At 70.8% G+C, this 24,193-nt stretch carries 17 protein-coding genes and 2 pseudogenes; 14 read left to right on the forward strand and 5 right to left on the reverse strand.

All coding sequences use genetic code 11. From position 1 onward, the window contains the following. Positions 1-163: 163 nt before the first annotated feature. Positions 164-2,122 (reverse strand): acetate--CoA ligase, encoded by a 1,959-nt coding sequence (acs, locus tag QFZ76_RS28305; protein ID WP_307676361.1) that lies wholly within the window; start codon positions 2,120-2,122, stop codon positions 164-166. A 254-nt stretch (positions 2,123-2,376) separates the two neighbouring features. Beyond that, entirely contained in the window at positions 2,377-4,791 is a 2,415-nt protein-coding gene (locus QFZ76_RS28310) for a bifunctional SulP family inorganic anion transporter/carbonic anhydrase (protein WP_307676362.1), read from the reverse strand. 310 nt (positions 4,792-5,101) lie between these two features. On the opposite strand from QFZ76_RS28310, the gene QFZ76_RS28315 reads away from it, so the two are divergent. After that, positions 5,102-6,385: a hypothetical protein gene (locus QFZ76_RS28315; protein WP_307676363.1), complete on the forward strand. Its 1,284-nt coding sequence runs from the start codon at positions 5,102-5,104 to the stop codon at positions 6,383-6,385. A gap of 3 nt (positions 6,386-6,388) precedes the next feature. Here the strand turns inward: QFZ76_RS28315 and QFZ76_RS28320 are convergent. Further along, a pseudogene (locus QFZ76_RS28320) lies at positions 6,389-7,368 on the reverse strand (ATP-binding protein). Between the two features lie 101 nt (positions 7,369-7,469). Here QFZ76_RS28320 and QFZ76_RS28325 point away from each other — a divergent pair. Further along, positions 7,470-8,294: an oxidoreductase gene (locus QFZ76_RS28325; RefSeq protein ID WP_307676364.1), complete on the forward strand. Its 825-nt coding sequence runs from the start codon at positions 7,470-7,472 to the stop codon at positions 8,292-8,294. A 344-nt stretch (positions 8,295-8,638) separates the two neighbouring features. Here QFZ76_RS28325 and QFZ76_RS28330 read toward each other — a convergent pair whose 3' ends face one another. Next, positions 8,639-9,472, reverse strand: coding sequence for an HAD family phosphatase (locus QFZ76_RS28330; RefSeq protein WP_307676365.1), 834 nt, complete (start codon positions 9,470-9,472; stop codon positions 8,639-8,641). 564 nt (positions 9,473-10,036) lie between these two features. Between QFZ76_RS28330 and ssd the strand changes: the two genes are divergently transcribed. From ssd to QFZ76_RS28365, 7 genes and pseudogenes are all read left to right on the forward strand, one after another. Then, positions 10,037-11,146, forward strand: coding sequence for a septum site-determining protein Ssd (ssd, locus tag QFZ76_RS28335; protein WP_307676366.1), 1,110 nt, complete (start codon positions 10,037-10,039; stop codon positions 11,144-11,146). A gap of 83 nt (positions 11,147-11,229) precedes the next feature. After that, positions 11,230-12,585: a TadA family conjugal transfer-associated ATPase gene (locus QFZ76_RS28340; RefSeq protein WP_307680154.1), complete on the forward strand. Its 1,356-nt coding sequence runs from the start codon at positions 11,230-11,232 to the stop codon at positions 12,583-12,585. A gap of 28 nt (positions 12,586-12,613) precedes the next feature. Beyond that, a complete protein-coding gene (locus tag QFZ76_RS28345) occupies positions 12,614-13,663 on the forward strand; it encodes a type II secretion system F family protein (RefSeq protein WP_373464366.1) in 1,050 nt (349 codons plus the stop codon). Positions 13,664-13,762: 99 nt separating this feature from the next. Continuing rightward, positions 13,763-14,551 carry a type II secretion system F family protein gene (locus tag QFZ76_RS28350; protein ID WP_307676367.1) on the forward strand — a complete coding sequence of 263 codons (789 nt, stop codon included), beginning with the start codon at positions 13,763-13,765 and terminating at the stop codon, positions 14,549-14,551. Between the two features lie 118 nt (positions 14,552-14,669). Next, positions 14,670-14,879 (forward strand): DUF4244 domain-containing protein, encoded by a 210-nt coding sequence (locus QFZ76_RS28355; protein WP_307676368.1) that lies wholly within the window; start codon positions 14,670-14,672, stop codon positions 14,877-14,879. Further along, entirely contained in the window at positions 14,866-15,231 is a 366-nt protein-coding gene (locus tag QFZ76_RS28360) for a TadE family type IV pilus minor pilin (RefSeq protein WP_307676369.1), read from the forward strand. The genes QFZ76_RS28355 and QFZ76_RS28360 overlap by 14 nt, the downstream gene beginning before the upstream one ends. Next, positions 15,228-15,647 (forward strand): annotated as a pseudogene (locus tag QFZ76_RS28365) (Rv3654c family TadE-like protein); the annotation flags it as partial. The gene QFZ76_RS28360 and the pseudogene QFZ76_RS28365, both read left to right, overlap by 4 nt. Here the strand turns inward: QFZ76_RS28365 and QFZ76_RS28370 are convergent. Then, a complete protein-coding gene (locus QFZ76_RS28370; RefSeq protein WP_307676370.1) occupies positions 15,568-18,159 on the reverse strand; it encodes a DEAD/DEAH box helicase in 2,592 nt (863 codons plus the stop codon). The pseudogene QFZ76_RS28365 and the gene QFZ76_RS28370 overlap by 80 nt on opposite strands. A gap of 82 nt (positions 18,160-18,241) precedes the next feature. On the opposite strand from QFZ76_RS28370, the gene bldG reads away from it, so the two are divergent. The 5 genes from bldG (at position 18,242) to QFZ76_RS28395 (ending at position 24,157) form a co-directional block, all read left to right on the forward strand. Then, entirely contained in the window at positions 18,242-18,583 is a 342-nt protein-coding gene (gene bldG / locus QFZ76_RS28375) for an anti-sigma factor antagonist BldG (protein WP_024885807.1), read from the forward strand. Positions 18,584-18,701: 118 nt separating this feature from the next. Then, positions 18,702-19,139 carry an ATP-binding protein gene (locus QFZ76_RS28380; RefSeq protein ID WP_307676372.1) on the forward strand — a complete coding sequence of 146 codons (438 nt, stop codon included), beginning with the start codon at positions 18,702-18,704 and terminating at the stop codon, positions 19,137-19,139. Positions 19,140-19,399: 260 nt separating this feature from the next. Next, positions 19,400-21,802, forward strand: coding sequence for a sodium-translocating pyrophosphatase (locus QFZ76_RS28385; protein WP_307676373.1), 2,403 nt, complete (start codon positions 19,400-19,402; stop codon positions 21,800-21,802). Positions 21,803-21,998: 196 nt separating this feature from the next. Then, entirely contained in the window at positions 21,999-22,601 is a 603-nt protein-coding gene (locus tag QFZ76_RS28390; protein ID WP_307676374.1) for a small secreted protein, read from the forward strand. 38 nt (positions 22,602-22,639) lie between these two features. Then, positions 22,640-24,157, forward strand: coding sequence for a class I SAM-dependent methyltransferase (locus QFZ76_RS28395; protein ID WP_307676375.1), 1,518 nt, complete (start codon positions 22,640-22,642; stop codon positions 24,155-24,157). The last annotated feature ends 36 nt before the right edge of the window (positions 24,158-24,193 follow it).

Here is a 24,193-nt window from a genome sequence, read left to right on the forward strand (position 1 = left end):
CTCCGGTCGGTGGGCAGCACTGAACACTTGCCGACCAGACTTCCCGGCGCACCTATTTGGTTAGCCTACCTAAAATAAGCGGGGGAGGAATCCGGCGATTCCTACGTTAGGTGCGAAAGGGGCACCCGGCGCACTGATCGCCGGGTGCCCCAGACGGCCGTACTCAGTCCTCGCTGGGAGCCCCCGGCAGATTCGCCTGGATGAGGTCCATGACCGTCGAGTCCGTCAGGGTCGTCACGTCACCGAGCTGGCGGTTCTCGGCCACGTCCCGCAGCAGGCGGCGCATGATCTTGCCGGAGCGGGTCTTCGGCAGCTCGGCCACCGGCAGGATCCGCTTGGGCTTGGCGATCGGGCCGAGGGTGGTGCCGACGTGGTTGCGCAGGTCGGCGACGAGGCCTTCGTCCTCGGCGTTCGCCGTGCCGCGCAGGATCACGAAGGCGACGATCGCCTGTCCAGTGGTCTCGTCCGCCGCGCCGACGACGGCCGCCTCCGCGACCGACGGATGGGAGACGAGGGCCGACTCGACCTCGGTGGTGGAGATGTTGTGGCCCGACACCAGCATCACGTCGTCCACCCGGCCCAGCAGCCAGATGTCGCCGTCGTCGTCCTTCTTCGCGCCGTCGCCGGCGAAGTACTTGCTCTCGAAGCGCGCCCAGTACGTGTCGAGGAACCGCTGGTCGTCGCCCCAGATGGTGCGCAGCATCGACGGCCACGGCTCGGTGAGGACCAGGTAGCCGCCACCGCCGTTGGGCACCTCGTTCGCCTCGTCGTCGACGACGGTCGCGGAGATGCCGGGCAGCGGCGTCTGCGCGGAACCGGGCTTGGTCGCCGTGACACCGGGGAGCGGCGAGACCATCATCGCGCCGGTCTCGGTCTGCCACCAGGTGTCGACGATGGGCGTCCGGTCGGCCCCGATGTGCTTGCGGTACCACATCCAGGCCTCGGGGTTGATGGGTTCACCCACGGAGCCGAGGATCCTCAGGGAGGACAGATCGAACTTCGCGGGGATGTCGTCGCCCCACTTCATGAACGTACGGATCGCCGTGGGCGCGGTGTACAGGAGGGTCACTCCGTACTTCTGCACGATCTCCCAGAACCGGCCCTGGTGCGGCGTGTCCGGCGTGCCCTCGTACATGACCTGCGTGGCGCCGTTTGCCAGCGGACCGTAGACGATGTACGAGTGGCCGGTGACCCAGCCGACGTCGGCGGTGCACCAGTAGACGTCGGTCTCCGGCTTGAGGTCGAAGACGGCATGGTGCGTGTACGCGGTCTGCGTCAGGTAGCCGCCGGAGGTGTGCAGGATGCCCTTCGGCTTGCCCGTCGTGCCGGACGTGTACAGGATGAACAGCGGGTGCTCGGCGTTGAACGCCTCCGGCGTGTGCTCGGCGGACTGCCGCTCGACGATCTCGTGCCACCACACGTCGTGGCTGTCGTTCCACGCGACCTCCTGGCCGGTGCGGCGGACGACGAGGACGTGCTCGACGTTGTCCACGCGGGCGACCGCGTCGTCGACGGCCGGCTTGAGGGCCGACGGCTTGCCGCGCCGCCAGCCGCCGTCGGTGGTGATGACGACCTTGGCGTCCGCGTCCTGGATACGGGTCGCGAGCGCGTCCGCCGAGAAGCCGCCGAAGACGACGGAGTGCGCGGCGCCGATCCGGGCGCACGCGAGCATCGCGATCGCCGTCTCGGGAATCATCGGCATGTAGACGGCGACCCGGTCGCCCTTCTGAACTCCCAGCTCCAGCAGGGCGTTCGCCGCCTTGGAGACCTCGTCCTTGAGCTCGGCGTAGGTGATGGCGCGGCTGTCGCCGGGCTCGCCCTCGAAGTGGATGGCGACCCGGTCGCCGTTCCCTGCCTCCACATGCCGGTCCACGCAGTTGTACGCCACATTGAGCTCGCCGTCCTTGAACCACTTGGCGAACGGCGGGTTCGACCAGTCCAGCGTCTCGGTCGGCTCGGTGGCCCAGGTCAGCCGACGGGCCTGCTCGGCCCAGAAGCCGAGCCTGTCAGCCTTGGCCTGCTCATACGCCTCCGCGGTGACGTTGGCGTTCGCGGCCAGGTCGGCGGGGGGTGCGAACCTGCGCTCCTCGCGCAGCAGGTTGGCCAGGCTTTCGTTGCTCACGACATCTCCCAATCCCAGGGTTGTCCGCTGTGTCCCAGGCCACAGCTCATCAGACCCGGCGGCCCGGTGACAAGGGGCGACGGAAAATTGGTTTAGACCTGTATGTGGGTCTGTGGACGTCTGTTTCGGCGGCCGGGGTCATCCGTACCCACGGACGCCGACCAGGCGGAGTTCAGCCGATGTAATGCCTTTCACACCGGGATGGGTGTGAGGCCCTCAGCCCGAGGGCCGCACACCCGCAGCAGGCCTCGGCATCACACCGGGACGTCAGCCGCCCGCACACGGTCGAAGACCTCGTCCCCGTCCACCCCGGTGAGCAGGTACGCCTGGGCCTCCCCCACGTGGAAGTACATTCCGTGCAGCTCCAGCGCCCCGTCCCGCAGGGCCCGGGACACCGAGTCGTGGGCGCGCAGGTGCTCCAGTTGCTGGACCACGTTGGTCAGACAGAGCTGCTCGACCGCGTCGGCGGGCGCCCGTCCGGCCAGTCGGGCCCACGGCCGGCTGTCGTCGGCCAGGCACTCCAGGCTCGGCAGACCATGCCTCAGCCACCGCTTGAGCGGTGTCTGGGCGCCCCCGGGCTCGGAGTTGAGCAGCGCCTGCATGGCCCCGCACCCGGAGTGCCCGCACACCGTGATAGAACGCACCTTCAGCACCTCCACCGCGTACTCGATCGCGGCCGCCACCGAGTCGTCCCCGCTCTCCTCGCCGGGCGGCGGAACGAGGTTGCCCACATTCCGCACCACGAACAGGTCGCCCGGCCCGCTGGAGGTGATCATCGAGGTGACGAGGCGCGAGTCGGCACAGGTGAGGAAGAGCTGGGACGGACGCTGCCCCTCGCGCGCCAGCCGGGCCAGCTCACCCCGCACGAGCGGTGCGGTGTGGCGCTGGAACGCGCTGATGCCACGCGCCAGTTGCCCGCTCGCCTCACCGGGCGCGCGGCCGGGTGCGCCCGGTGTGCCGGGTCCGCCGGTACGTCCGTCGTGGGGTGACGCGGCCTGCGGTCGGTCGCACTGGTGGTTGCGCCAGGCCGTCCAGGGGCGGCAGCGGCAGCCGGCGGTGTCGGTGGCCGACTCGCTGTCCCCGTCCCCGGGGTGGAGGTCGGCCGTGGTTCCGGGCTCACCGATCCGGACGCCGGCGCGGCGGCCGGTGAGTTCGGCGGTGCCGCCCCGCGCGGTGTGCGTGTTCTGCCAGTCCTGCAGTGTCTCGTACGCCGCGTGGTCCATGAACGACCCGTCCAACTCCACCACGGCGTGCGCGCCTTGGGGTACGAGATGCAGGGCTCGGCTGAGCCGGGGCACCGCGAGGAAGGTCAGCTGTCCTCGTACGTGTACGTGATGGACTCCTTCCTTCTCTTCGTGCGTGATGAGGGTGTGGGCGAGGCGGTTGAGGGCGACGGCTACGGCGACGGCGATGCCGAGCGTGACGCCCTCCAGGACGCCGAGGAGGGCCACGCCGAGTGTGGTGACGGCGTACACCAGCACTTCTCGGTGGCGCGTCACCGTGCGGATGTGGTGCAGGGACACCATCTGGATGCCGACGGCCATCACCAGGGCGGCGAGCGAGGCGAGCGGGATGAACTCCAGGATCGGGACCATCAGCAGCGCGGCGACTACTACGAGAACGCCGTGCACCATCGTGGAGTTCCGGCTGACGGCACCGGCCTGGACATTCGCCGAACTGCGCACGGCGACGCCCGCGACGGGCAGTCCGCCGAGCGAGCCGGAGACGATGTTGGCGGCGCCCTGTCCGAGCAGTTCGCGGTCCAGGTCGGAGCGTGAGACGCGGGCGGGCAGGCCGGGGCGGCCGGCCACCAGTTTGTCCACGGCGACCGCGCCGAGCAGCGACTGCACGCTGCACACCAGCGTGGTGGTGAGCACGGCGGCGACCAGGCCGAGCACCGGGCCTTCGGGATGTCCGGCCAGGGCGTGGCTGCGCCAGGACGGCAGGTCGACCTTGGGCAGGGTCAGCCCGGCGAGCGAGGCGGCGGCGGTGGCCCCGGCGACGGCGACGAGCGCGGCCGGGATCCGGCGCAGCAGGCGTCCGGCCCGACCGGGAATCCGCGGCCAGAGCAGCAGCAGGGCCAAGGTCAGCGCGCTCACCGACACGGCGGCCGGGTGCAGGTCCGCCAACTGGGCGGGCAGCGCACGCACGTTGTCGAGGACGGAGCTCTGCGGAGTGCCGCCGAGGACGATGTGCAACTGGGCGACGGCGATGGTGACGCCGATGCCGGCGAGCATTCCGTGCACGATCGCGGGGCTGACGGCGAGGGCACTGCGGGCCACGCGCAGGCACCCGAGGCCGAGTTGGGCGAGGCCGGCCAGGACGGTGATGGCGCAGGTCGTCCGCCAGCCGTAGCGCTGGATGAGGTCGGCGGTGACCACGGTGAGCCCGGCGGCGGGGCCGCTGACCTGGAGCGGGGCGCCGCCGAGCCGGCCGGCGACGAGGCCTCCGACGGCGGCGGCGACGAGTCCGGCCTGCAGTGGCGCACCGGTGGCGAGGGCGATGCCGAGGGACAGGGGCAGGGCGATCAGGAAGACCGCGATCGAGGCCGAGATGTCGGCGCCCGCGATGCGGAAACGGCGGGGCGAGGACGGCGGGGGGCTGTGGGGCGGGTGGATGGCCTTCGGCCGAGTCGAGTCGGCAGTGGGGCTGGGGACGCAGGCTGACATTTTTTCCCGTCTCCTCCGGGGCGGCGCGGTCGCGGATCTGGTGGTCCCCCGTCGGCGGGGGGTCGGGTCGGCGGCCGTGGGTCACGGCGTGCAGCGGCGGGACGATTCAACGCTCAGTAAATGGATCGTAATGCAGAGTAAAGACCGAGCATAGACTTTCCGGGCAAATGGGTGAATCAGTCACTCGGAGTGATGAAGCACTCATTTGATCGGCTTGTCGTGCTAATTCCTTCTCAGTCCCGTGCGAGATTGACGGCCACAACACGCCCTCACCGGCGTCGGCCGAGAGAAGGAAGAAGGTGGGCGGAACATGGCCGCCACCCAGAGGATCGCCGCGGGCGCCGTGATCACCGCGGTCTGTGCCGCGTCCCTGGCCGGTTGCGCGATCGGCAGCGACGGTTCGAAGGAAGGAGCGCCGGGGCCGCAGAAGGCGAAGCCCGCCCAGGCGCCGCCCAAGAGCGCGGTCCGCCTGATCGGCGACGGCTCCACCTCGTACACCGGAGCACAGCCCCACCTGCCCAGCCCCGAACGCCTCAAGCCGGGCCACAAGCCCCCGCAGTTCGTGGTGTTCTCCTGGGACGGCGCCGGCGAGGACGGCCAGAAGCTGTTCTCCCACTTCCGCAAGGTCGCCAAGGCGAACAACGCGACGATGACGTACTTCCTCAGCGGTGTGTACATGCTGCCGGAGGACAAGCGCGACCTGTACCGGCCGCCGCAGCACTCCCCGGGCCGCTCCGACATCGGCTTCAACGACGAGGAGGGCATCGCCGAGACCGTGAAGCAGCTGCGCATGGCGTGGCTGGAGGGCAACGAGATCGGCACCCACTTCAACGGCCACTTCTGCGGCAGCGGCGGCGGGGTCGGCGAGTGGTCGGTGGAGGAGTGGAAGGACGAGATCGCTCAGGCGAAGCGCTTCGTGAAGTCCTGGAAGACCAACACCGGCATGAAGAAGGCCTCCCCGCTGCCCTTCGACTACGACAAGGAGCTCATCGGAGCCCGCACGCCCTGCCTGGAGGGCCAGAAGAACTTCATGAAGGCCGCCCGTGAGCTGGGCTTCCGCTACGACACCAGTGGTGTCAACGACCAGGTCTGGCCCAGGAAGAAGGAGGGCCTGTGGGACCTGTCGATGCAGCTCGTGCCGTTCCCCGGGCACTCCTACGAGCAGTTGACGATGGACTACAGCTTCATGGTCAACCAGTCGGGCACCAAGACCCAGGGTGACTCCAGGAAACACGGCTTCTGGGGCGACCAGATGCGCGACGGCCTCCTCAAGGGCTTCCACCGGGCCTACGACGGCAACCGCGCGCCCCTGATCATCGGCAACCACTTCGAGTCCTGGAACGGCGGCACCTACATGCGGGCCGTCGAGGAGGTCATCGAGGACGTCTGCAACAAGCCCGACGTGCGCTGCGTGTCCTTCCGGCAGCTCGCCGACTGGCTGGACGCCCAGGACCCGAAGACCCTTCAGAAACTGCGGTCCCTGAAGGTCGGCGAGGCCCCGAAGCAGAGCTGGGCGTCCTTCCTGTCGGGCCGCCCGGCCCCGGCCCCGGCCCCGAAGGGCGTGCCCGGGGCGCCGGCGGCCAAGCGGCAGTAGCCGTCAGGCGGTTGCCGCGACGCTCTCGCCGAGTACGAAGGAGGGGTCGACCTGCGCCGCCAGGTCGGCCCCGGTGCGCTCGTTGCCCCAGGACCGGGCGTTCTTCAGGTGGAAGTGCACCATCTGGCGTGTGTAGCACTCCCAGTCGCGCAGTTCGTACGTCGCGTCGACGGCCGACTGCAACCGGCTCAGGGCGCGGTGGTTGGCGTCCTCCAGGAGATCGAACCGGGGCGGCCGGCCTTCTCCAGTGCGCGCACCCAGTTGGAGTGCCCCACCGTCATGAGCAGGTCGTCCCCGACTTCGGCGCGGAGGAAGTCGAGGTCGTCCTGCCCCTGCACCTTGTTGCCGACGACCTTCAGGGTGACGCCGAAGTCGCGGGCGTACTCCTTGTACTGGCGATAGACGGAGACTCCCTTCCGGGTCGGTTCGGCGACGAGGAACGTGATGTCGAAGCGGGTGAACATGCCGGAGGCGAAGGAGTCCGATCCCGCCGTCATGTCCACCACGACGTACTCGTCGGGGCCGTCGACGAGGTGGTTCAGGCACAGCTCCACCGCTCCGGTCTTGGAGTGGTAGCAGGCGACCCCCAGGTCGGCGTCCGTGAAGGGGCCGGTGACCATCAAACGGACGGCGCCGCCCTCCAGTTCCACCGGGCGGGCACAGGCGTCGAACACCGGGTTGTCCTCGCGCACCCGCAGCAGCCGGGAGCCCTCGCCGGGCGGAGTGGTCTTGATCATCGTCTCGGTGGAGGCGATGCGGGGGTTGGAGCCGCGCAGGTAGTCCTTGATCAGCGGCAGTCGCTCGCCCATCGCGGGCAGCGCGGCCGCCTCCGCCTCGTCCAGGCCGAGGGCCGGGCCCAGGTGCTGGTTGATGTCGGCGTCGACGGCGACGACCGGCGCCCCCGTGGTCGCGAGGTGGCGGATGAACAGGGAGGACAGGGTGGTCTTGCCGCTGCCACCCTTCCCGACGAAAGCAATTTTCATGTTCACCAAGCGTAGTTGCCGGATAGCTGTAGGTGGCTGGTGTGCGTGAAGAAGACCACTCCTTCGTGGGGTGCGCGCCCGGGCTGCGTAGGGTCGTACTTATGAGTACGACAGGCGCGACCGCCGATCCGCTCGCCGCCCTGGGTTCGCTGCCCGGGGTGGCCGAGTCCGTGGAGTCCGTGCGTAAAGCCGTGGACCGGGTCTACGGGCATCGGGTCATGCGGCGCCGCAGCAACGAGATCACCTCCGAGGCCGCCCTGCGCGGCGCGCGCGGCTCGGGGGCGCTGTCCGGAGCGGACTGGGCCCTGGAGGAGGTGCGCCGCCGCACCGACTTCAGTGGTGACGACGAGGCGCGTGTCATGGGCGCCGCCCTGCGGCTGACCGCCGAGGCGGGCCAACTGCTGTCCATCTGGCGGCAGTCGCCCCTGCGCGTGCTGGCCCGGCTGCACCTGGTCGCGGCCGCCACCACGGGCGACGAGGTCGGGCGTCCGCGCCAGGCGGGCGAGCCGGTCGAGGAGCCGCTGGTCGAGCTGCCGCTGCCGAGCGCGGCGGAGGTCTCCGGCCGTCTGGAAGGGCTCTCCGGGCTGATCATCGCGGGCGGTTCGGCCCCCGCGCTGGTCACGGCGGCCGTCGTACACGGCGAACTGCTCGCCCTGCGTCCGTTCGTCTCCCACAACGGCCTGGTCGCGCGCGCCGCCGAACGCATCGTTCTGGTCGGCAGCGGCCTGGACCCGAAGTCCGTCTGTCCGGCGGAGGTCGGTCACGCCGAACTGGGCCGCGCGGCCTACCTGGCGGCGCTCGACGGGTACGTCTCCGGCACCCCGGAGGGCATGGCCGCCTGGATCGCCCACTGCGGCCGGGCGGTCGGACTGGGGGCGCGCGAATCGACAGCCGTGTGCGAGGCGCTACAGCGCGGGGCGGCGTAGGAGTCCCGGAAGAACTCCGGGAAAGGGTTGCGGCGGTACGAGGATTCGTACCGCCGCTGGCATGTCCACCGGGGTACCAAGCGTCCTCGAATGGTGCCCATCAGGTCGGGAACTTTGCCCGTCCCTGGTGCGGCTGGCCCGTAATCGACGGGTCGACGTCGCGTGGGTGCCCGGTGTGCATGCTCGGTCCGTGGGGCCAAATGCGTTCTTAAGGTGATCCTTTCGGATGTCCTTGGTCTCGCGGGCCGTTAACCCCTTTGTACTCCAGGACCGGAGCAAGCGGAAGCCCAGGCAGCACTTCTTTACTTTTGGGTTCAAAAGACATTAAACGGGCGTCGCCCTGGTCAGGCCGGAGTTGAACGGCGCCGGCTTGCGTACCAGACGAGGCCCGCGGTGGCCGCCGCGGCGCCTATTGCCGCGACCGCGACGAGTGCCGGACGGGGCGGCACGGAGAAGGCGGGGAGTCGCTGCTTGAGCCGGACCGGCCGGTGGAAATCGAGAATCGGCCACCCGCGCGCGAGCGCCTCGCGGCGCAGTGTGCGGTCGGGATTCACCGCGTGGGGATGACCGACGGATTCCAGCATCGGCAGATCGGTCGCCGAGTCGCTGTAGGCGTAGCAGCGCGAGAGGTCGTACCCCTCGGACACGGCCAGCTCCTTGATCGCCTCGGCTTTCGTCGGGCCGTACGCGTAGTACTCCACCTCTCCGGTGAAGCAGCCGTCCTCGCCCACCACCATGCGGGTCGCCACCACGCGGTCCGCGCCGAGCATCTCGCCGATCGGTTCGACCACCTCGGCGCCCGACGTGGACACGATGACGACGTCACGTCCGGCGGTGTGGTGCTCCTCGATGAGGGAGGCGGCTTCGTCGTAGATGATCGGGTCGATGAGTTCGTGGAGCGTCTCGGCGACGATCTCCTTGACCTGCTGGACGTTCCAGCCGCGCACGAGCGCGGACAGATACTCGCGGGTGCGCTCCATCTGGTCGTGGTCCATACCGCCCACGAGGAAGACGAACTGGGCATATGCGGTACGCAAGGCCGCCCTGCGGTTGATCAGCCCGCCTTGGTAGAAGGACTTGCTGAAGGTGAGCGTGCTCGACTTCGCAATGACCGTCTTGTCCAGGTCAAAGAAGGCCGCTGTGCGGGGCAAGGAGTGGTTTTCCACAACCATGAGCATAGGTGCTGCCCATTCGGCGTAAGGTTGGCGCGTTGGTTTGCCTGAGAGGCCTCTCGGGTACACCATGGAAGTCACGGATCGTTCGCGACCGTGCTAACCCGGTCCGACTCCTCCCCCCCCGAGTCGGCCGTGGAGACGACCCCCGCTCTCCCCCCCGGCGGGGGTCGTCGCATGTCCGGGTGGGTTTTTCCTCTTCTGTACGCGGCCGCTGGGCCGTGCTGAGGCGGCTGCGGCCGCCTCTTTCGCATGTCCATGATCCGTCACCGTGTGTAGCCAAGGTGCTGCTCTGTGGAAGTCGCACAGCGGGTGGTACAGGGGTCACCGGTTTGGGTGACGGCGATATTCACAGGTGCCGAGTTGTCCACAGTTTTCGTCCAAGATCCACAAGATTTCCGGGATCGCTGCACCGTGATTCCAACGCGCCCGGCTCGCACCGAGTTCATGGCTGGTTCCGGTTAGTCGGATGCGTTTGGCCGGTTGGTATCGGCCGTTCATATGGAGGCCGGTTGCCGGTTCTTCACACGTTCGGGAATCGCGGGGCCAAGGTGGCGCCGCGGAAGGGGGATGGACACCGTGGCCGCAGCCGTCACACACGATCCACCCGCCGCCGGAGGGCGGCAGGGCAAGCCGTTGATCGTCACGGAAGACGCCGAACTGCTGGACGACCTGCTGCGCCTGTGCGCGGCCGCCGGCGCCACACCCGAGGTCCACCACGGAGTGCCGGACACCAGAGGCAGCTGGGAGGCCGCACCGCTCGTGCTGGTCGGCGACGACGCCGCACGGCGCGTGCGCGGGGCCGCACGCAGGCGCGGAGTGGTGCTGGTCGGGCGCGACCAGGACGACTCGGGGGTCTGGCAGCGGGCCGTCGAGATCGGCGCCGACCACGTCCTGATGCTGCCTGACGGCGAGCAGTGGCTGGTCGACCGCATCGCCGACGTGGCCGAGGGCATCGGCCGGCCCGCCCTCACCGTCGGCGTCATCGGCGGCCGGGGCGGGGCCGGGGCGTCCACGCTCGCCTGCGCGCTCGCCGTCACCTCCGCGCGCGAGGGACTGCGCACGCTCCTGGTGGACGCCGATCCGCTGGGCGGCGGACTCGACGTACTCCTCGGCGGTGAGAGCGCCGAGGGACTGCGCTGGCCCGCGTTCGCCGCCTCGCGTGGGCGGGTCGGCGGCGGCGCCCTAGAGGAGTCATTGCCGCGACTGCACTCGCTGCGGGTGCTGAGCTGGGACCGCAGCGACTGTGTCGCCGTCCCGCCGCAGGCCGTGCGGGCGGTGCTCGCCGCGGCCCGGCGCCGGGGCGGCACGGTCGTCGTCGATCTGCCGCGCCGCATCGACGACGGGGTCGCCGAGATCCTCGCCCAACTCGACGTCGGGCTCCTTGTGGTCCCCGCGGAGCTGCGTGCCGTGGCCGCGGCGGGCCGGGTGGCCTCCGCCGTCGGCATGGTCCTGCGCGACCTGCGGGTCGCCGTCCGCGGGCCTTACACACCCGGGCTCGAAGACCGCGAAGTAGCCCGGCTGCTCGGACTGCCGCTGGCCGGCGAGGTGCCTGTGGAGTCCGCGCTGCTGCGCCCGCACGGGAGCGAGACGCCGCCCGGCGCGGCCGCACGAGGGCCGCTCGCGCGCTTCTGCAAGGAGTTCTGGGAGCGGGCGTTGATGGAGGCGGGTGCCGCGTGAGTACGTTCTCGGGGCTTGAGCGGGTCGGCGGGGCGGGCGTCGGTTCGGCGAGCGGAGCGGGCGAGCGACGGCTGTCCGGTGGCATGGCGGCAGAGGGACGGCTGTCCGGTCGCGTGGGGTCCGAGCGGTGGCTGGCCAACGGCGCGGCGGTCGCTCTGGAGAGCGGTGCGGACGTGACGCCGGGGCTGCTCGACGGGGTGCGGCAGTGGCTGGTCGAGAGCGGGGCCGAACCGACGCCCGCGCGCGTGGCGCAGGCATTGCGGGAGCAAGGGCGGGTGCTCGGGGATGCGGAAGTCCTCGGCGCGGCCGAGCAATTGCGTTCCGAGCTGGTCGGCAGCGGCCCGCTGGAACCGCTGCTCGCCGACCCGTCGGTGACCGACGTACTGGTGTCGGCGCCCGACCGGGTCTGGGTGGACCGGGGTGGCGGCCTGGAGCTGACCACCGTCTCCTTCCCGGACGCTGCCGCCGTACGACGGCTCGCGCAGCGCCTGGCCGCGGTGGCCGGACGCCGGCTCGACGACGCACGCCCCTGGGTGGACGCCCGGCTGCCCGACGGGACCCGGTTGCACGCGGTGCTGCCCCCGGTCGCCGTCGGCTGCGCCTGCCTGTCCCTGCGGGTCGTACGGCCGCGCGCGTTCACGCTCGACGAACTCGTGGCGGCCGGCACGGTGCCGCCGGGCGGGGACCGGGTGCTGAGGGCGCTGCTTCGGGCGCGGCTGTCCTTCCTCATCAGCGGTGGCACGGGCACCGGCAAGACGACATTGCTGAGCGCCCTGCTGGGGCTCGTCGGGCCCGACGAGCGGATCGTGCTCGCCGAGGACTCGGCGGAGCTCAGGCCGGACCATCCGCACGTCGTACGGCTGGAGAGCAGACCCGCCAACCAGGAGGGCGCGGGCCTCGTCACGCTCCAGGACCTGGTCCGGCAGGCGCTGCGGATGCGGCCGGACCGGCTGGTCGTGGGCGAGGTGCGCGGGCCCGAGGTGGTCCATCTGCTGGCCGCGCTGAACACCGGTCACGAGGGCGGCTGCGGGACCGTGCACGCCAACGCGGCGGCCGACGTGCCGGCCCGGCTGGAGGCGCTGGGTACGGCGGCCGGGCTCGACCGGGCCGCCCTGCACAGCCAGTTGGCGGCCGCCCTGTCGGTCGTACTGCACCTCGTCCGCGACCGGACCGGGCGGCGGCGGATCGCCGAGGTGCACGTGCTGGAACGGGACCCTTCGGGGCTGGTGCGGACGGTGCCGGCGCTGCGGTGGGGCGCGGAGGGATTTGCGTACGAACGAGGTTGGGGGCGGCTGCGGGGGCTGCTTCGGGAGGAGTGCGGCTCGTGCGAGGCAAGGGATGAGTGCGCCTCGTACGAGGCGGGAGCGGGGTGCGGGGAGCGCTTTGGGCGCTCCGGAGTGCGGATCGAGGAGGCGCGTGGTGGTCAACGGGATGGGTGAGATGTCGACGGGAGCGGCTGTGGCGTGCGTGGGGGCTGCTCTCTGGCTGCTCGGTGGGCGGCACCCCGGCGCTCGGCGGGCCCAGTTGCTGCTCGCGGGTGGCGGAGTGGTGGGTGCCGGGCAGCCCGCCCGGCGGCAACTGGCCGAAGCACTGCGGCGGATTCGCGGGCGACTGCGCCCCGAGTGGTGGGCGGTGGCCGTCGGGCTGGTGCTGGCGGTGCTGGGTTCCTCAGTGCTGCCGGCCGTCGCGGGGGCGGCCGGGGTGCCGTTGCTGCGGCGGGTGCGGTTGGCGGGGGAGGCGCGGCGTGCCCGGGAGCGTCGAGGGGACGCGGTGATCGCGTTGTGCGGGGCGCTGGCCGGGGAGGTGCGGTCCGGCCGGCAGCCGGGGGAGGCGCTGGTGCGGGCGGTGCGGGAGGCCGACGGCGCTCTTGGTGAGGGAGAGGCGGCGGTGCGGGACTCCGAACGGCTTGGTGACGCGCTGGTGGCGGTGCGGGGTTTTGGAGGGCTGGGTGGGGCTCGGGCTGTGCGCGGTTTTGGAGGGGCTGGTGTCGCTCAGGCAGCCAGAGGCCTCCGTGGGGCCGGTAGGGCCGGTGGGTCCGGTGGGTCAGGTAGGTCCGGTGGTGCTCGAGTGCTGCAGGACGCCGGTCGGCTTGGTGAGGCTCAGGCGGCGGTGCTGGCGGCGGCGCGGTTTGGGGGTGATGTTCCGGCCGCGCTTGCTGTTGCCGCGCGACAGCCGGGTGCCGAGGGGCTGGTGGGGCTTGCGGCCTGCTGGCGGGTTGCCGTGGACCAGGGCGCGGGCCTCGCCGCCGGACTCGACCGACTCGAAGGGGCATTGCGCGCGGAGCGTGATCAGCGGGCGGACCTGCGCGCGCAGCTGGCGGGTGCCCGGTCGACAGCGGTGATGCTCGCGGGCCTGCCGGTCCTGGGTCTTGCCCTCGGTACGGCCCTGGGTGCCGATCCGCTGCATGTACTGCTGCACACCGGCGCGGGATTGGGATGTCTGCTGGTCGGCGGCCTGCTGGAGGCGTTGGGGATGTGGTGGGCGATGCAGATCGTGCGGGGAGCGGAGGCGATGTGAGGGATGACGACGAGGCGCGGGGCGGGTGGCGGAGGCGATGTGGCGGGCGGACGTGGCGGAAGCGGGAGCCGGCAGTGGTCTGGGAAGGGAGGCGGCGACGTGAGTGCGGAAGTTGTCCACAGGCTGGGGGCGGCGGTGGGGGTGGTGCTCGTCCTCGGGTGGCTCGCGCGGTGGCTGGAGTCGGTACGGCGGGAGCGGAGAGTGCGGCGGCGGTTGGCCGAGCTGTTGGTGGCGGAGGGGGAGACGTCCGCGGGGTCGCGTATCGACCTCCGGGACGTCACTCGGCGGTGGCTGCCGATGGCGGGGGTGGCGTGTGCCGGGTGGGTTCTGGTCGGTGGGTTCGCCGGTGCGGTGGTGGGCCTGGTGGCCGCCGCCGGGCTGTGGCGGTGGCGGCTTCGGCAGGCGGCCGCCAGGGCCGAGACGGAGTACGACGCCCAAGAGGCGGCTCGGCAACTCCCCCTCGCGGCCGACCTCCTGGCGGCCTGCATCGCGGCGGGCGCCGGTCCGGTGATCGCGGCCCAGGCGCTGGGCGAAGCCCTTGGTGGTCCGGTCGGAGAAGGGCTGGCACGGGGCGCGGCGGAGGTGAGACTCGGCGGCGAACCGGGCGAGGCCTGGCGACGACTCGCCTCCACGCCGGGCGCCGGCACCCTGGCGCGGCTCCTGGAACGGGCCGGCGTCTCCGGACTCCCCGCGTCCGCACCGGTCGCCAGGCTCGCCGCGGACGCCCGCGCCGACTGGACGCGCGAGGCGACGGCACGGGCGCGGCGGGCGGCCGTCATGGTCAGCGCGCCGGTGGGGCTGTGCTTCCTGCCCGCGTTCATCGCGGTCGGCGTACTGCCCGTGGTGATCGGACTGGCGGGCGGGGCGCTGGGAGGGGGTGGTGGATGACACAGGACGGGAGCGACGGCACGTAGGAGGCGTAGGAGGCGTAGGAGGCGTGGGCCGAGTGGCCGACGCCCGGCAAGAAGTCAGCTGGTCAACGGAACGGAACCTCACGGGGGTTGAGATGTACAAGACGGTACGGGCACGGCTGGTCGCCCTGGTGTGCAGGGCGCGGGCGGCGCGGAGGGACGGGGGGATGGTCACCTCCGAGTACGCCATGGGGATCGTCGCGGCGGTGGCGTTCGCGGTGGTTCTCTACAAGGTGGTGACGAGCGGTCAGGTCAACGCGGAGTTGCAGAACATCGTGAAGCAGGCCCTCGATGCGCAGATGTGAGCGGGAGACGGACCGGGGCTTCGTCACGGCGGAGTCGGCCATGGTGCTGCCCGTGTTGGTGATCTTCGCGATGGCGCTGGTGTGGGGGCTGCTCGTGGTGGCCGCGCAGATCCAGTGCGTGGATGCGGCGCGTACCGGCGCCCGCGCCGCGGCCCGCCAGGACGCCGCCGACGCGGTCGTCGAGATCACCCGGCAGGCGGCACCGCGCGATGCGGAGGTCACCGTCAGCAGGGAGGGGGACCAGGTGCGGGTGGCGGTCGTGGCGAAGCCGCCTGCGCTGCACGGTCTGCCGTTCGAAGTGCGGGAGGAGGCCGTGGCGGTGGTGGAGGAGACGGCGGGGGAGGGGAGATGAGTGGCGGTTTCTCGGCCCGCCTCCGTGCGGCCGTTCGGAGCAGGGACCGCGGCTCCGCCACCGTGTGGAGCGTAGGGGCGATCGCCGTGCTGTGCGTGGTGTTCGGTGTCGTCCTCGCCATGGGACAGGCCGTCGTGACCCGGCATCGAGCGGCCGGCGGTGCGGATCTCGCGGCGCTCGCGGCGGCGGACCACTGGGCGGACGGCGGCACGGCGGCCTGCGCCCGGGCGGACCGGGTGGCGCGAGCCCAGGGCACGCGGCTCGTGCGGTGCGCGATCGTGGGCGAGACCTCGGACGTGACGGCGACGTCGGGGCGGGGTCCGTTCGCGGCGGAGGTCAGGGCGCGGGCGGGACCTGCGGGACCGCCGGATCCGCTGGTGCCCCGGACTCCTCCGGCGCCTCCGCACGAGGCTCCTGCGGAGCATCTCCCGCCGCCACCGGAGATCCCTGCGGAGCAATCCCGGCCCCCACAGCCTCCTCCCCAGGTGCCCCCTGCAACAGCACCGTGAGCAACCGCACCGCCCCCCTCTTGTGCAGCGGGTCGTTGCCGTTGCCGCACTTGGGGGACTGGATGCAGGACGGGCAGCCGGCGTCGCACTCGCAGGAGGCGATGGCCTGGCGGGTGGCGGTCAGCCACTCGCGGGCGGTGTGGAAGGCGCGCTCCGCGAAGCCCGCGCCGCCGGGATGGCCGTCGTAGACGAAGACGGTCGGCAGGAGGGTGTCGGGATGCAGGGGGATCGACACGCCGCCGATGTCCCAGCGGTCGCAGGTGGCGAAGAGGGGCAGCATGCCGATCGACGCGTGCTCGGCGGCGTGCAGGGCGCCGCCGAGGATCTCCGGGTTGATGCGGGCGGCGTCCAGCTGGTCCTCGGTGACCGTCCACCACACGGCACGCGTGCGCAGCGTACGAGGAGGGAGGTCGAGTTTCGTCTCGCCCAGTACTTCACCGGTGATGAGTCGTCGACGCAGGAAGGAGACCACTTGGTTGGTGACCTCGACGGAGCCGTAGCACAGGCGGCCGGCGCCCCACGGGATCTCTACGTCCGTCTCCAGGACGGAGATGGACGTGGTGTCGCGGGCGACCGTCGAATACGAAGGGCTGGCCTGCTCGACCAGGGCGACCGAGTCCTCCAGGTCCAGCGAGCGCACCAGATACGTACGGCCCTGGTGCAGGTGGACCGCGCCCTCGTGCACGGTCGAGTGAGCGGCGCCCTCGTCGACCGTGCCCAGCAGGCGGCCCGTGCCGGCCTCGACGACCTGGATCGGCCGGCCGCCCTCGCCCCGGATGTCGGTGAGGTCGGCGGCCCGCTCCCGGCGGGTCCAGTGCCAGGCCTTCGTACGGCGGCGCAGCAGCTTTGCGGCCTCCAGCTGCGGGAGCAGCTCCTCGGTCGCGGGGCCGAACAGCACCAAGTCCTCGTCCGTCAACGGCAGTTCCGCGGCCGCCGCGCACAGGTGCGGGGCGAGCACGTAAGGGTTGTCGGGGTCGAGGACCGTGGACTCGACGGGCTGGTCGAACAGGGCCTCGGGGTGGTGGACGAGGAAGGTGTCCAGCGGGTCGTCCCGGGCGACCAGCACCGCCAGCGCACCCTGTCCGGCGCGCCCGGCGCGGCCCGCCTGCTGCCACAGGGAGGCGCGGGTGCCCGGGTAGCCGGCGATCAGGACGGCGTCGAGGCCGGAGACGTCGATGCCGAGTTCGAGCGCGGTCGTCGCGGCGAGGCCGAGGAGTTCGCCGGAGTGGAGGGCCTGTTCGAGGGCGCGGCGTTCCTCGGGGAGGTAGCCGCCGCGGTACGCGGCGACGCGCCGGGCGAGGGAGCGGTCGACCTCGGCGAGGCGTTCCTGGGCGATCACCGAGATGAGCTCGGCGCCCCGCCGGGAGCGTACGAAGGCGACCGTGCGGACGCCCTGGACGGCAAGGTCGGTCAGCAGCTCGGCGGTCTCGGCGGTGGCGGTACGGCGGACCGGCGCGCCCTTCTCGCCCTGCATCTCGGTGAGCGGGGGCTCCCAGAGCGCGAACACCAGTTCGCCGCGGGGGGAGGCGTCGTCGGCGACCTCGACCACCGGCAGGCCGGTGAGGCGGCCGGCGGCCACCGAGGGCTGGGCGGCGGTCGCGGAGGCCAGGAGGAACACGGGGGAGGCGCCGTAGCGGGCACAGAGGCGGCGCAGGCGGCGAAGCACCTGGGCGACGTGGGAGCCGAACACGCCGCGGTAGGTGTGGCACTCGTCGATGACGACGTACTTCAGCGACTTCAGGAAGGAGGACCAGCGGGGGTGGGACGGGAGTATGCCCCGGTGCAGCATGTCGGGGTTGGTGAGGACGTAGTTGGCGTACTGGCGGACCCATTCGCGTTCTTCGACCGGCGTGTCGCCGTCGTACACCGCGGGGCGCACGGAATGGCCGAGCGGTTGTGAAAGTTCCTTCACGGAGCGGCACTGATCCGCCGCGAGGGCCTTCGTGGGGGCCAGGTAGAGGGCGGTCGAGCCACGGCCGTTCGGGGCCTCGGAGCCGTCCAGGAGCGTCGACAGGACCGGCACGAGGTACGCCAGGGACTTGCCGGACGCCGTGCCCGTGGCGACGACCACGGACTCGCCGTCCAGGGCGTGCTCGGCCGCGCGGGCCTGGTGCGCCCAGGGATGTTCGATGCCGCAGGCCTGCACCGCGGCGATGACCTCCGAGCGGATCCGGTCCGGCCAGACGGCATGGCGGCCCTCACGTGGGGGCAAGTGCTCCGTATGAGTGATGCGCGAAGCCCGGCTCGGCCCCGCGGCGAGCCGGTCCAGGATCGTGCCCGGCGAGAGCCGGGAGACGGGCTGCGCCGAGGGTCGATCGGATCGGTGATTCTTGGCCATCGGCACCGAGTGTGTCACTGGCGTGACGGACAATGGGACCAAGGCGTCGTGCACGCCTGCCGGTAAGTGATTGAATGCCATCGCGGCTGGCGAACCGTCCTGGGGGCTTCAAGCCGAGGTGTCCCAACGGGCGACCGCTCGATAGCAAGGTGCTGGAGGATCCGTGGACCTGTCTCTGTCGACCGAAACCATCGGCGATCGCACGATCGTCAGGGTCGGTGGCGAAATCGACGTATATACCGCGCCCAAGCTGCGCGAGCAGCTGGTCGAGCTGGTGAATGACGGCAGTTTCCACCTTGTCGTCGACATGGAGGGCGTGGACTTCCTCGACTCCACCGGGCTCGGCGTACTGGTCGGCGGACTGAAGCGGGTGCGTGCCCATGAGGGCTCGCTGCGCCTGGTCTGCAACCAGGAGCGCATTCTGAAGATTTTCCGTATCACCGGCCTCACCAAGGTGTTCCCGATCCACACCTCGGTCGAGGAAGCGGTGGCGGCAACCGACTGACCACCGATCCGGGTGCGGGCACCCGTCCGCACCCGGGACGGCAGAGGTCAACAAGGGGGTCCGGGCGTCGGCAGGCCGGTCCCCCGACAGCACGCGCCCGTAGTTCCGAGGGGGATGCATGGCCACCGTTGAACTCCGCTTCAGCGCGCTGCCCGAGCACGTCCGGACCGCCCGACTGGTGGCGGCAGCAGTGGCGCGCAGGGCCGGAGTGGACGAGGCCGTCCTCGACGAGGTCAGGCTTGCCGTGGGCGAGGCCTGTACCCGTGCCGTCGGACTGCACCAGAACGGCGGCATCACGGCACCGGTGAAGGTGGTGCTGACCGAGGAGGAGAAACAGTTCTCCATCGAGGTCGGCGACGAGGCGCCGCGCCACGCTCCCGGCGACCGGGCACCCGGTGCCGCCGGCGATGAGCAGGATGCCGAGACCGAGGAGGACGAGATGGGCCTCGCGGTCATCAGCGGCCTCGTCGACGATGTGGAGGTCACCGCCGGGGAACACGGCGGATCGATTCGTATGACGTGGCCGACCACACCGTCGGTCACCGTGCTTCCCTGACGCTCCCGGCGTCGCCGACACACCCGTAACACTTCACTTCCGAGGGCCCTGCTGAGCAGGGCCCTCAGTGTTTTTTCAAGAGCATTTTGAATTCGTGAAGTAATTCACGATCAATTTCCGATCATTGGATCGAGTGAAAATGCTTTCGAGGCGTTACTCCGGGTGCAGTAGATTCCGGTTGCCGCATACTGTTTTGATCAGGAACAGATCTCTAGAATCCGTCCACATCTTGAGCTCAGCCCCAGCGTCAAGGAGGACGAATGGCGGGGCTTTCTTCCCCAGACCAGCTTGACCACTCCACAGCCCTCGCGGCAGCGGTACTCACCGACGGAAACCGGGTCCTGGTGTCGGTCATCGGCGTCGTGGCCCTGGCCGCCCTCGTGGTGGCAGGGGTCCTGGTGCGCCAGGTACTCGCGGCGGGCGAGGGCACGGACAGCATGAAGAAGATTGCGACGGCGATCCAGGAGGGCGCGAACGCCTATCTGGCCCGGCAGTTGCGCACGCTCGGCGTATTCGCCGTGGTCGTGTTCTTCCTGCTCATGCTGCTGCCCGCGGACGACTGGAATCAGCGCGCAGGACGATCGGCGTTCTTCTTGATCGGCGCGGCGTTCTCGGCGGCCACCGGCTATATCGGTATGTGGCTCGCCGTACGGAGCAATGTGCGCGTCGCCGCCGCCGCGCGCGAGGCGACACCGGCAGAAGGAGAGCCGGAAAAAGATCTCACCGCTGTCTCGCACCAAGCCATGAAGATCGCTTTCCGCACGGGCGGCGTCGTCGGCATGTTCACGGTGGGGCTCGGTCTGCTGGGCGCCTCCTGTGTGGTGCTGGTGTACGCGGCCGACGCGCCGAAGGTCCTTGAGGGCTTCGGTCTCGGCGCGGCGCTCATCGCGATGTTCATGCGTGTCGGCGGCGGCATCTTCACCAAGGCCGCCGACGTCGGCGCCGACCTGGTCGGCAAGGTCGAGAAGGGCATCCCGGAGGACGATCCGCGCAACGCCGCGACCATCGCCGACAACGTGGGCGACAACGTCGGCGACTGCGCGGGCATGGCGGCCGACCTCTTCGAGTCGTACGCCGTGACGCTGGTCGCCGCGCTGATCCTCGGCAAGGCGGCCTTCGGTGACGCCGGACTCGCCTTCCCGCTGCTCGTCCCCGCGATCGGTGTCCTCACGGCGATGATCGGCATCTTCGCCGTGGCCCCGCGCCGCTCCGACCGCAGCGGCATGTCCGCGATCAACCGCGGCTTCTTCATCTCCGCGGTGATCTCGCTCGTGCTGGTGGCGATCGCCGTCTTCGTCTATCTCCCCGGAAAGTACGCCGACCTCGACGGCGTCACCGACGCGGCGATCCAGGGCAAGGGCGGCGACCCGCGGATCCTGGCCCTCGTCGCGGTGGCGATCGGTATCCTGCTCGCCGCCGTGATCCAGCAGCTGACCGGCTACTTCACCGAGACCAACCGTCGGCCGGTCAAGGACATCGGCAAGAGCTCGCTGACCGGCCCGGCCACCGTGGTCCTCGCCGGAATCTCGGTCGGGCTCGAATCGGCCGTCTACACCGCCCTGCTGATCGGCCTCGGCGTCTACGGGGCGTTCCTGCTCGGCGGTACGTCGATCATGCTGGCGCTGTTCGCGGTGGCCCTGGCGGGTACCGGCCTGCTCACGACAGTCGGCGTGATCGTCGCGATGGACACCTTCGGGCCCGTCTCCGACAACGCGCAGGGCATCGCCGAGATGTCCGGCGACGTCGAGGGCGCGGGCGCGCAGGTGCTCACCAACCTGGACGCGGTCGGCAACACCACCAAGGCCATCACCAAGGGCATCGCCATCGCCACCGCGGTCCTGGCGGCCTCGGCGCTCTTCGGGTCGTACCGTGACGCGATCATCACGGGCGCGCAGGACGTCGGGGAGAAACTCTCCGGCGAAGGCGCGCCGATGAGCCTGATGATGGACATCTCCCAGCCCAACAACCTCGTCGGTCTCATCGCGGGCGCGGCGGTCGTCTTCCTCTTCTCGGGGCTCGCGATCAACGCCGTGTCGCGGTCGGCGGGTTCTGTGGTGTACGAGGTGCGGCGGCAGTTCCGCGAGCATCCCGGGATCATGGACTACAGCGAGAAACCGGAGTACGGCAAGGTCGTCGACATCTGCACCAGGGATGCCCTGCGCGAGCTCGCCACGCCCGGACTGCTCGCCGTGTTGGCGCCGGTCTTCATCGGGTTCACGCTCGGTGTCGGTGCCCTCGGCTCGTTCCTCGCCGGTGCCATCGGGACGGGCACGCTGATGGCGGTGTTCCTCGCCAACTCCGGTGGAGCGTGGGACAACGCCAAGAAGCTCGTCGAGGACGGCCACCACGGCGGCAAGGGCAGCGAGGCCCACGCCGCGACGGTGATCGGCGACACGGTCGGCGACCCCTTCAAGGACACCGCCGGCCCGGCGATCAACCCCCTGCTGAAGGTGATGAACCTGGTGGCGCTGCTCATCGCGCCCGCGGTCATCAAGTTCAGTTACGGCGACGACGAGAGCCTCGGCGTACGGATCACGATCGCGGTCCTGGCGTTCCTGGTGATCGCGGGCGCGGTCTACGTCTCCAAGCGGCGCGGGATCGCCGTGGGTGACGAAGACAACGCCGAGGAGCCCAAGTCGGTTGATCCTGCCGTGGTTTCGTAGCGGGGCTTGCCAGGGGCCCAGCTCACCGGGGCGGGCGGGAGGCGCGCGATGTCGCGCCGACCGCCCGCCCCGGTGCCTTCACGCCCTCATCGTGAGCCTTCTCTCTCAAGGCGTATAAGGCTTCAAAGTGTTACGAAATGGTCATCTGTCACACGGCTGACGCCCACATGCCGTGTATGTTCCGGGGCCGAGAGCCATGGAAGGGACCAATCCGGTGAACAAGAAGCTCACGGCCGCACTGTCCGGCGGTGCGGTACTGGTACTGGCGCTGACGGGATGCAGCAGCGACGAAGGCAACAAGGAGCTGGACGCCTGGGCCAAGCGGATCTGCGACGCGGCGCCGGCGCAGAACGCGAAGATCGCGGCGGCCGACGCCGCGATCACGAAGGCGGCCAAGGACAGCCCGCCCAAGGAGCTCCAGAAGGTCGACGCGCAGGCCTTCCAGGACCTCTCCGAGGGCTTCAAGGCACGCGCGACCCTCCTGGAGGACGCCGGAGCGCCTCCGGGTGTCGACGACGGCGCGAAGAACCAGAAGGACGCCATCAAGAAGCTCACGGCCCTGTCCGCGACCTACGCCGACCTGAAGAAGCAGATGGACGGGCTGAACACGAAGGACCAGGGGAAGTTCGCGTCCGGGCTGAGCGAGGTCTCGGACGAGATGAAGGACGTGGTGAGCCAGCGCAAGAGCGCGCTCGACGCGCTGAAGAAGCTGGAAGCCAGCGGCGACACCAAGCAGGCACTGCTCGGCCAGGAGGGCTGCAAGCAGGCAACCGCGTCGGCCTCGGCCACCGACAGCTGAGTCGCCCTCGGCGGCCGGACGAGGGTCACAATGGGGGCGTGAGTAACGCCAGCCTGCACTCCCTGCCCTCCGTCGACCGCCCCGACGCCATCGCCCGGCTCCGGGACGCCCTGCTCGGGGCCTCCTTCACCGCCGACGGGCTGCTCGAGCTGCTCAGTGCGCCCGCGTACGCGGCGCTCGCCCGGAGCGAGATCGTGCCCGCACTCCGGGCGACACGCGGAGACACGCCGCTGGAGACGCTCGTACGGCTGTTCCTCTTGCAGCAGCCCGTGCCGCACGCGCGCGTGGAGGGCGTTCTGCCCGTGGACGCCTGCCTGGAGGACGGGTGGCTGCTTCGCGTCGACGGGGACCAGGTGGCCGCGGCCGTGGACGTACGGCCGTACGGCGGGCCCGATGGCGAGGACTGGTTCGTCGTGTCCGACCTCGGGTGCGCGGTCGGCGGCGCCGGTGGCATCGGTAGCCGGGACGAGGGTGTCGTGCTCGGGGTGGGCGGCGCGTCCACGACGCTGGCCGGCATCACCGTCCGTACGCCCGTCTCAGCCGCCCTCGACCTCGGCACCGGCTCCGGGATCCAGTCGCTGCACGCCGCGCAGCACGCCACGCGCGTGACGGCCACCGACCTCAACCCGCGCGCCCTGCACATCACCGCGCTCACGCTGGCGCTGTCCGGCGCGCCCGCCGTCGATCTGCGCGAGGGCTCGCTGTTCGAGCCCATCCGGGACGACGAGACGTACGACCTGATCGTGTCGAACCCGCCGTTCGTGATCTCGCCGGACGCCCGGCTGACGTACCGCGACGGCGGGATGGGCGGGGACGATCTGTGCCGCACGCTCGTTCAGCAGGCGGGGGAGCGGCTGAGCGAGGGCGGGTTCGCGCAGTTCCTCGCCAACTGGCAGCACGTGGAGGGGGAGGACTGGCAGGACAGGCTCAGGTCGTGGGTGCCACGCGGGTGCGACGCGTGGATCGTGCAGCGCGAGGTACAGGACGTCACGCAGTACGCCGAACTGTGGCTCAGGGACGCCGGCGACCATCGGGGTGACGTGGCCGAGTACCAGGCGCGGTACGACGCGTGGCTGGACGAGTTCGAGGCGCGCAAGGTCAAGGCCGTCGGCTTCGGCTGGATCACGCTGCGCAGGACGGACGCCGCGGTGCCCTCCGTGACCGCGGAGGAGTGGCCGCACCCGGTCGAACAGCCGCTCGGCGACACGGTCCGGGCGCACTTCGAGCGCCTCGACTACCTGCGGGCGCACGACGACGCGGCCCTGCTCGCAGGGCACTTCAAGCTCGGCGCCGAGATCGTCCAGGAACAGGTGGGGCTGCCCGGCGCCGAGGACCCTGAGCACGTGGTGCTGCGCCAGAACCGCGGGATGCGGCGGGCCACCAAGGTGGACACGGTCGGCGCGGGCTTCGCGGGCGTCTGCGACGGCTCGCTGAGCGCGGGCCGCATCCTGGACGCGATCGCCCAACTGGTCGGCGAGGATCCGGTGTTGCTGCGCGACCGTACGCCCGCCCAGATCCGGCTGTTGGTGGAGCAGGGATTCCTCGACCCGGCCTGATCCCAAGGGGCCGGTCCCCTCTACACGTCGTCACGT

Origin of the sequence: Streptomyces sp. V4I2 (genome assembly GCF_030817655.1) — a bacterium.
GTDB lineage: Bacteria > Actinomycetota > Actinomycetes > Streptomycetales > Streptomycetaceae > Streptomyces > Streptomyces plumbiresistens.

Bases quoted from the DNA above. Each gene is read 5' to 3' on its own strand.
- QFZ76_RS28310 (WP_307676362.1), bottom strand. From the start codon at position 4,791: ATGTCAGCCTGCGTCCCCAGCCCCACTGCCGACTCGACTCGGCCGAAG.
- QFZ76_RS28315 (WP_307676363.1), top strand. From the start codon at position 5,102: ATGGCCGCCACCCAGAGGATCGCCGCGGGCGCCGTGATCACCGCGGTC.
- QFZ76_RS28325 (WP_307676364.1), top strand. From the start codon at position 7,470: ATGAGTACGACAGGCGCGACCGCCGATCCGCTCGCCGCCCTGGGTTCG.
- QFZ76_RS28330 (WP_307676365.1), bottom strand. From the start codon at position 9,472: ATGCTCATGGTTGTGGAAAACCACTCCTTGCCCCGCACAGCGGCCTTC.
- ssd (WP_307676366.1), top strand. From the start codon at position 10,037: ATGGACACCGTGGCCGCAGCCGTCACACACGATCCACCCGCCGCCGGA.
- QFZ76_RS28340 (WP_307680154.1), top strand. From the start codon at position 11,230: ATGGCGGCAGAGGGACGGCTGTCCGGTCGCGTGGGGTCCGAGCGGTGG.
- QFZ76_RS28355 (WP_307676368.1), top strand. From the start codon at position 14,670: ATGTACAAGACGGTACGGGCACGGCTGGTCGCCCTGGTGTGCAGGGCG.
- QFZ76_RS28360 (WP_307676369.1), top strand. From the start codon at position 14,866: ATGCGCAGATGTGAGCGGGAGACGGACCGGGGCTTCGTCACGGCGGAG.
- QFZ76_RS28370 (WP_307676370.1), bottom strand. From the start codon at position 18,159: ATGGCATTCAATCACTTACCGGCAGGCGTGCACGACGCCTTGGTCCCA.
- QFZ76_RS28380 (WP_307676372.1), top strand. From the start codon at position 18,702: ATGGCCACCGTTGAACTCCGCTTCAGCGCGCTGCCCGAGCACGTCCGG.
- QFZ76_RS28385 (WP_307676373.1), top strand. From the start codon at position 19,400: ATGGCGGGGCTTTCTTCCCCAGACCAGCTTGACCACTCCACAGCCCTC.
- QFZ76_RS28390 (WP_307676374.1), top strand. From the start codon at position 21,999: ATGGAAGGGACCAATCCGGTGAACAAGAAGCTCACGGCCGCACTGTCC.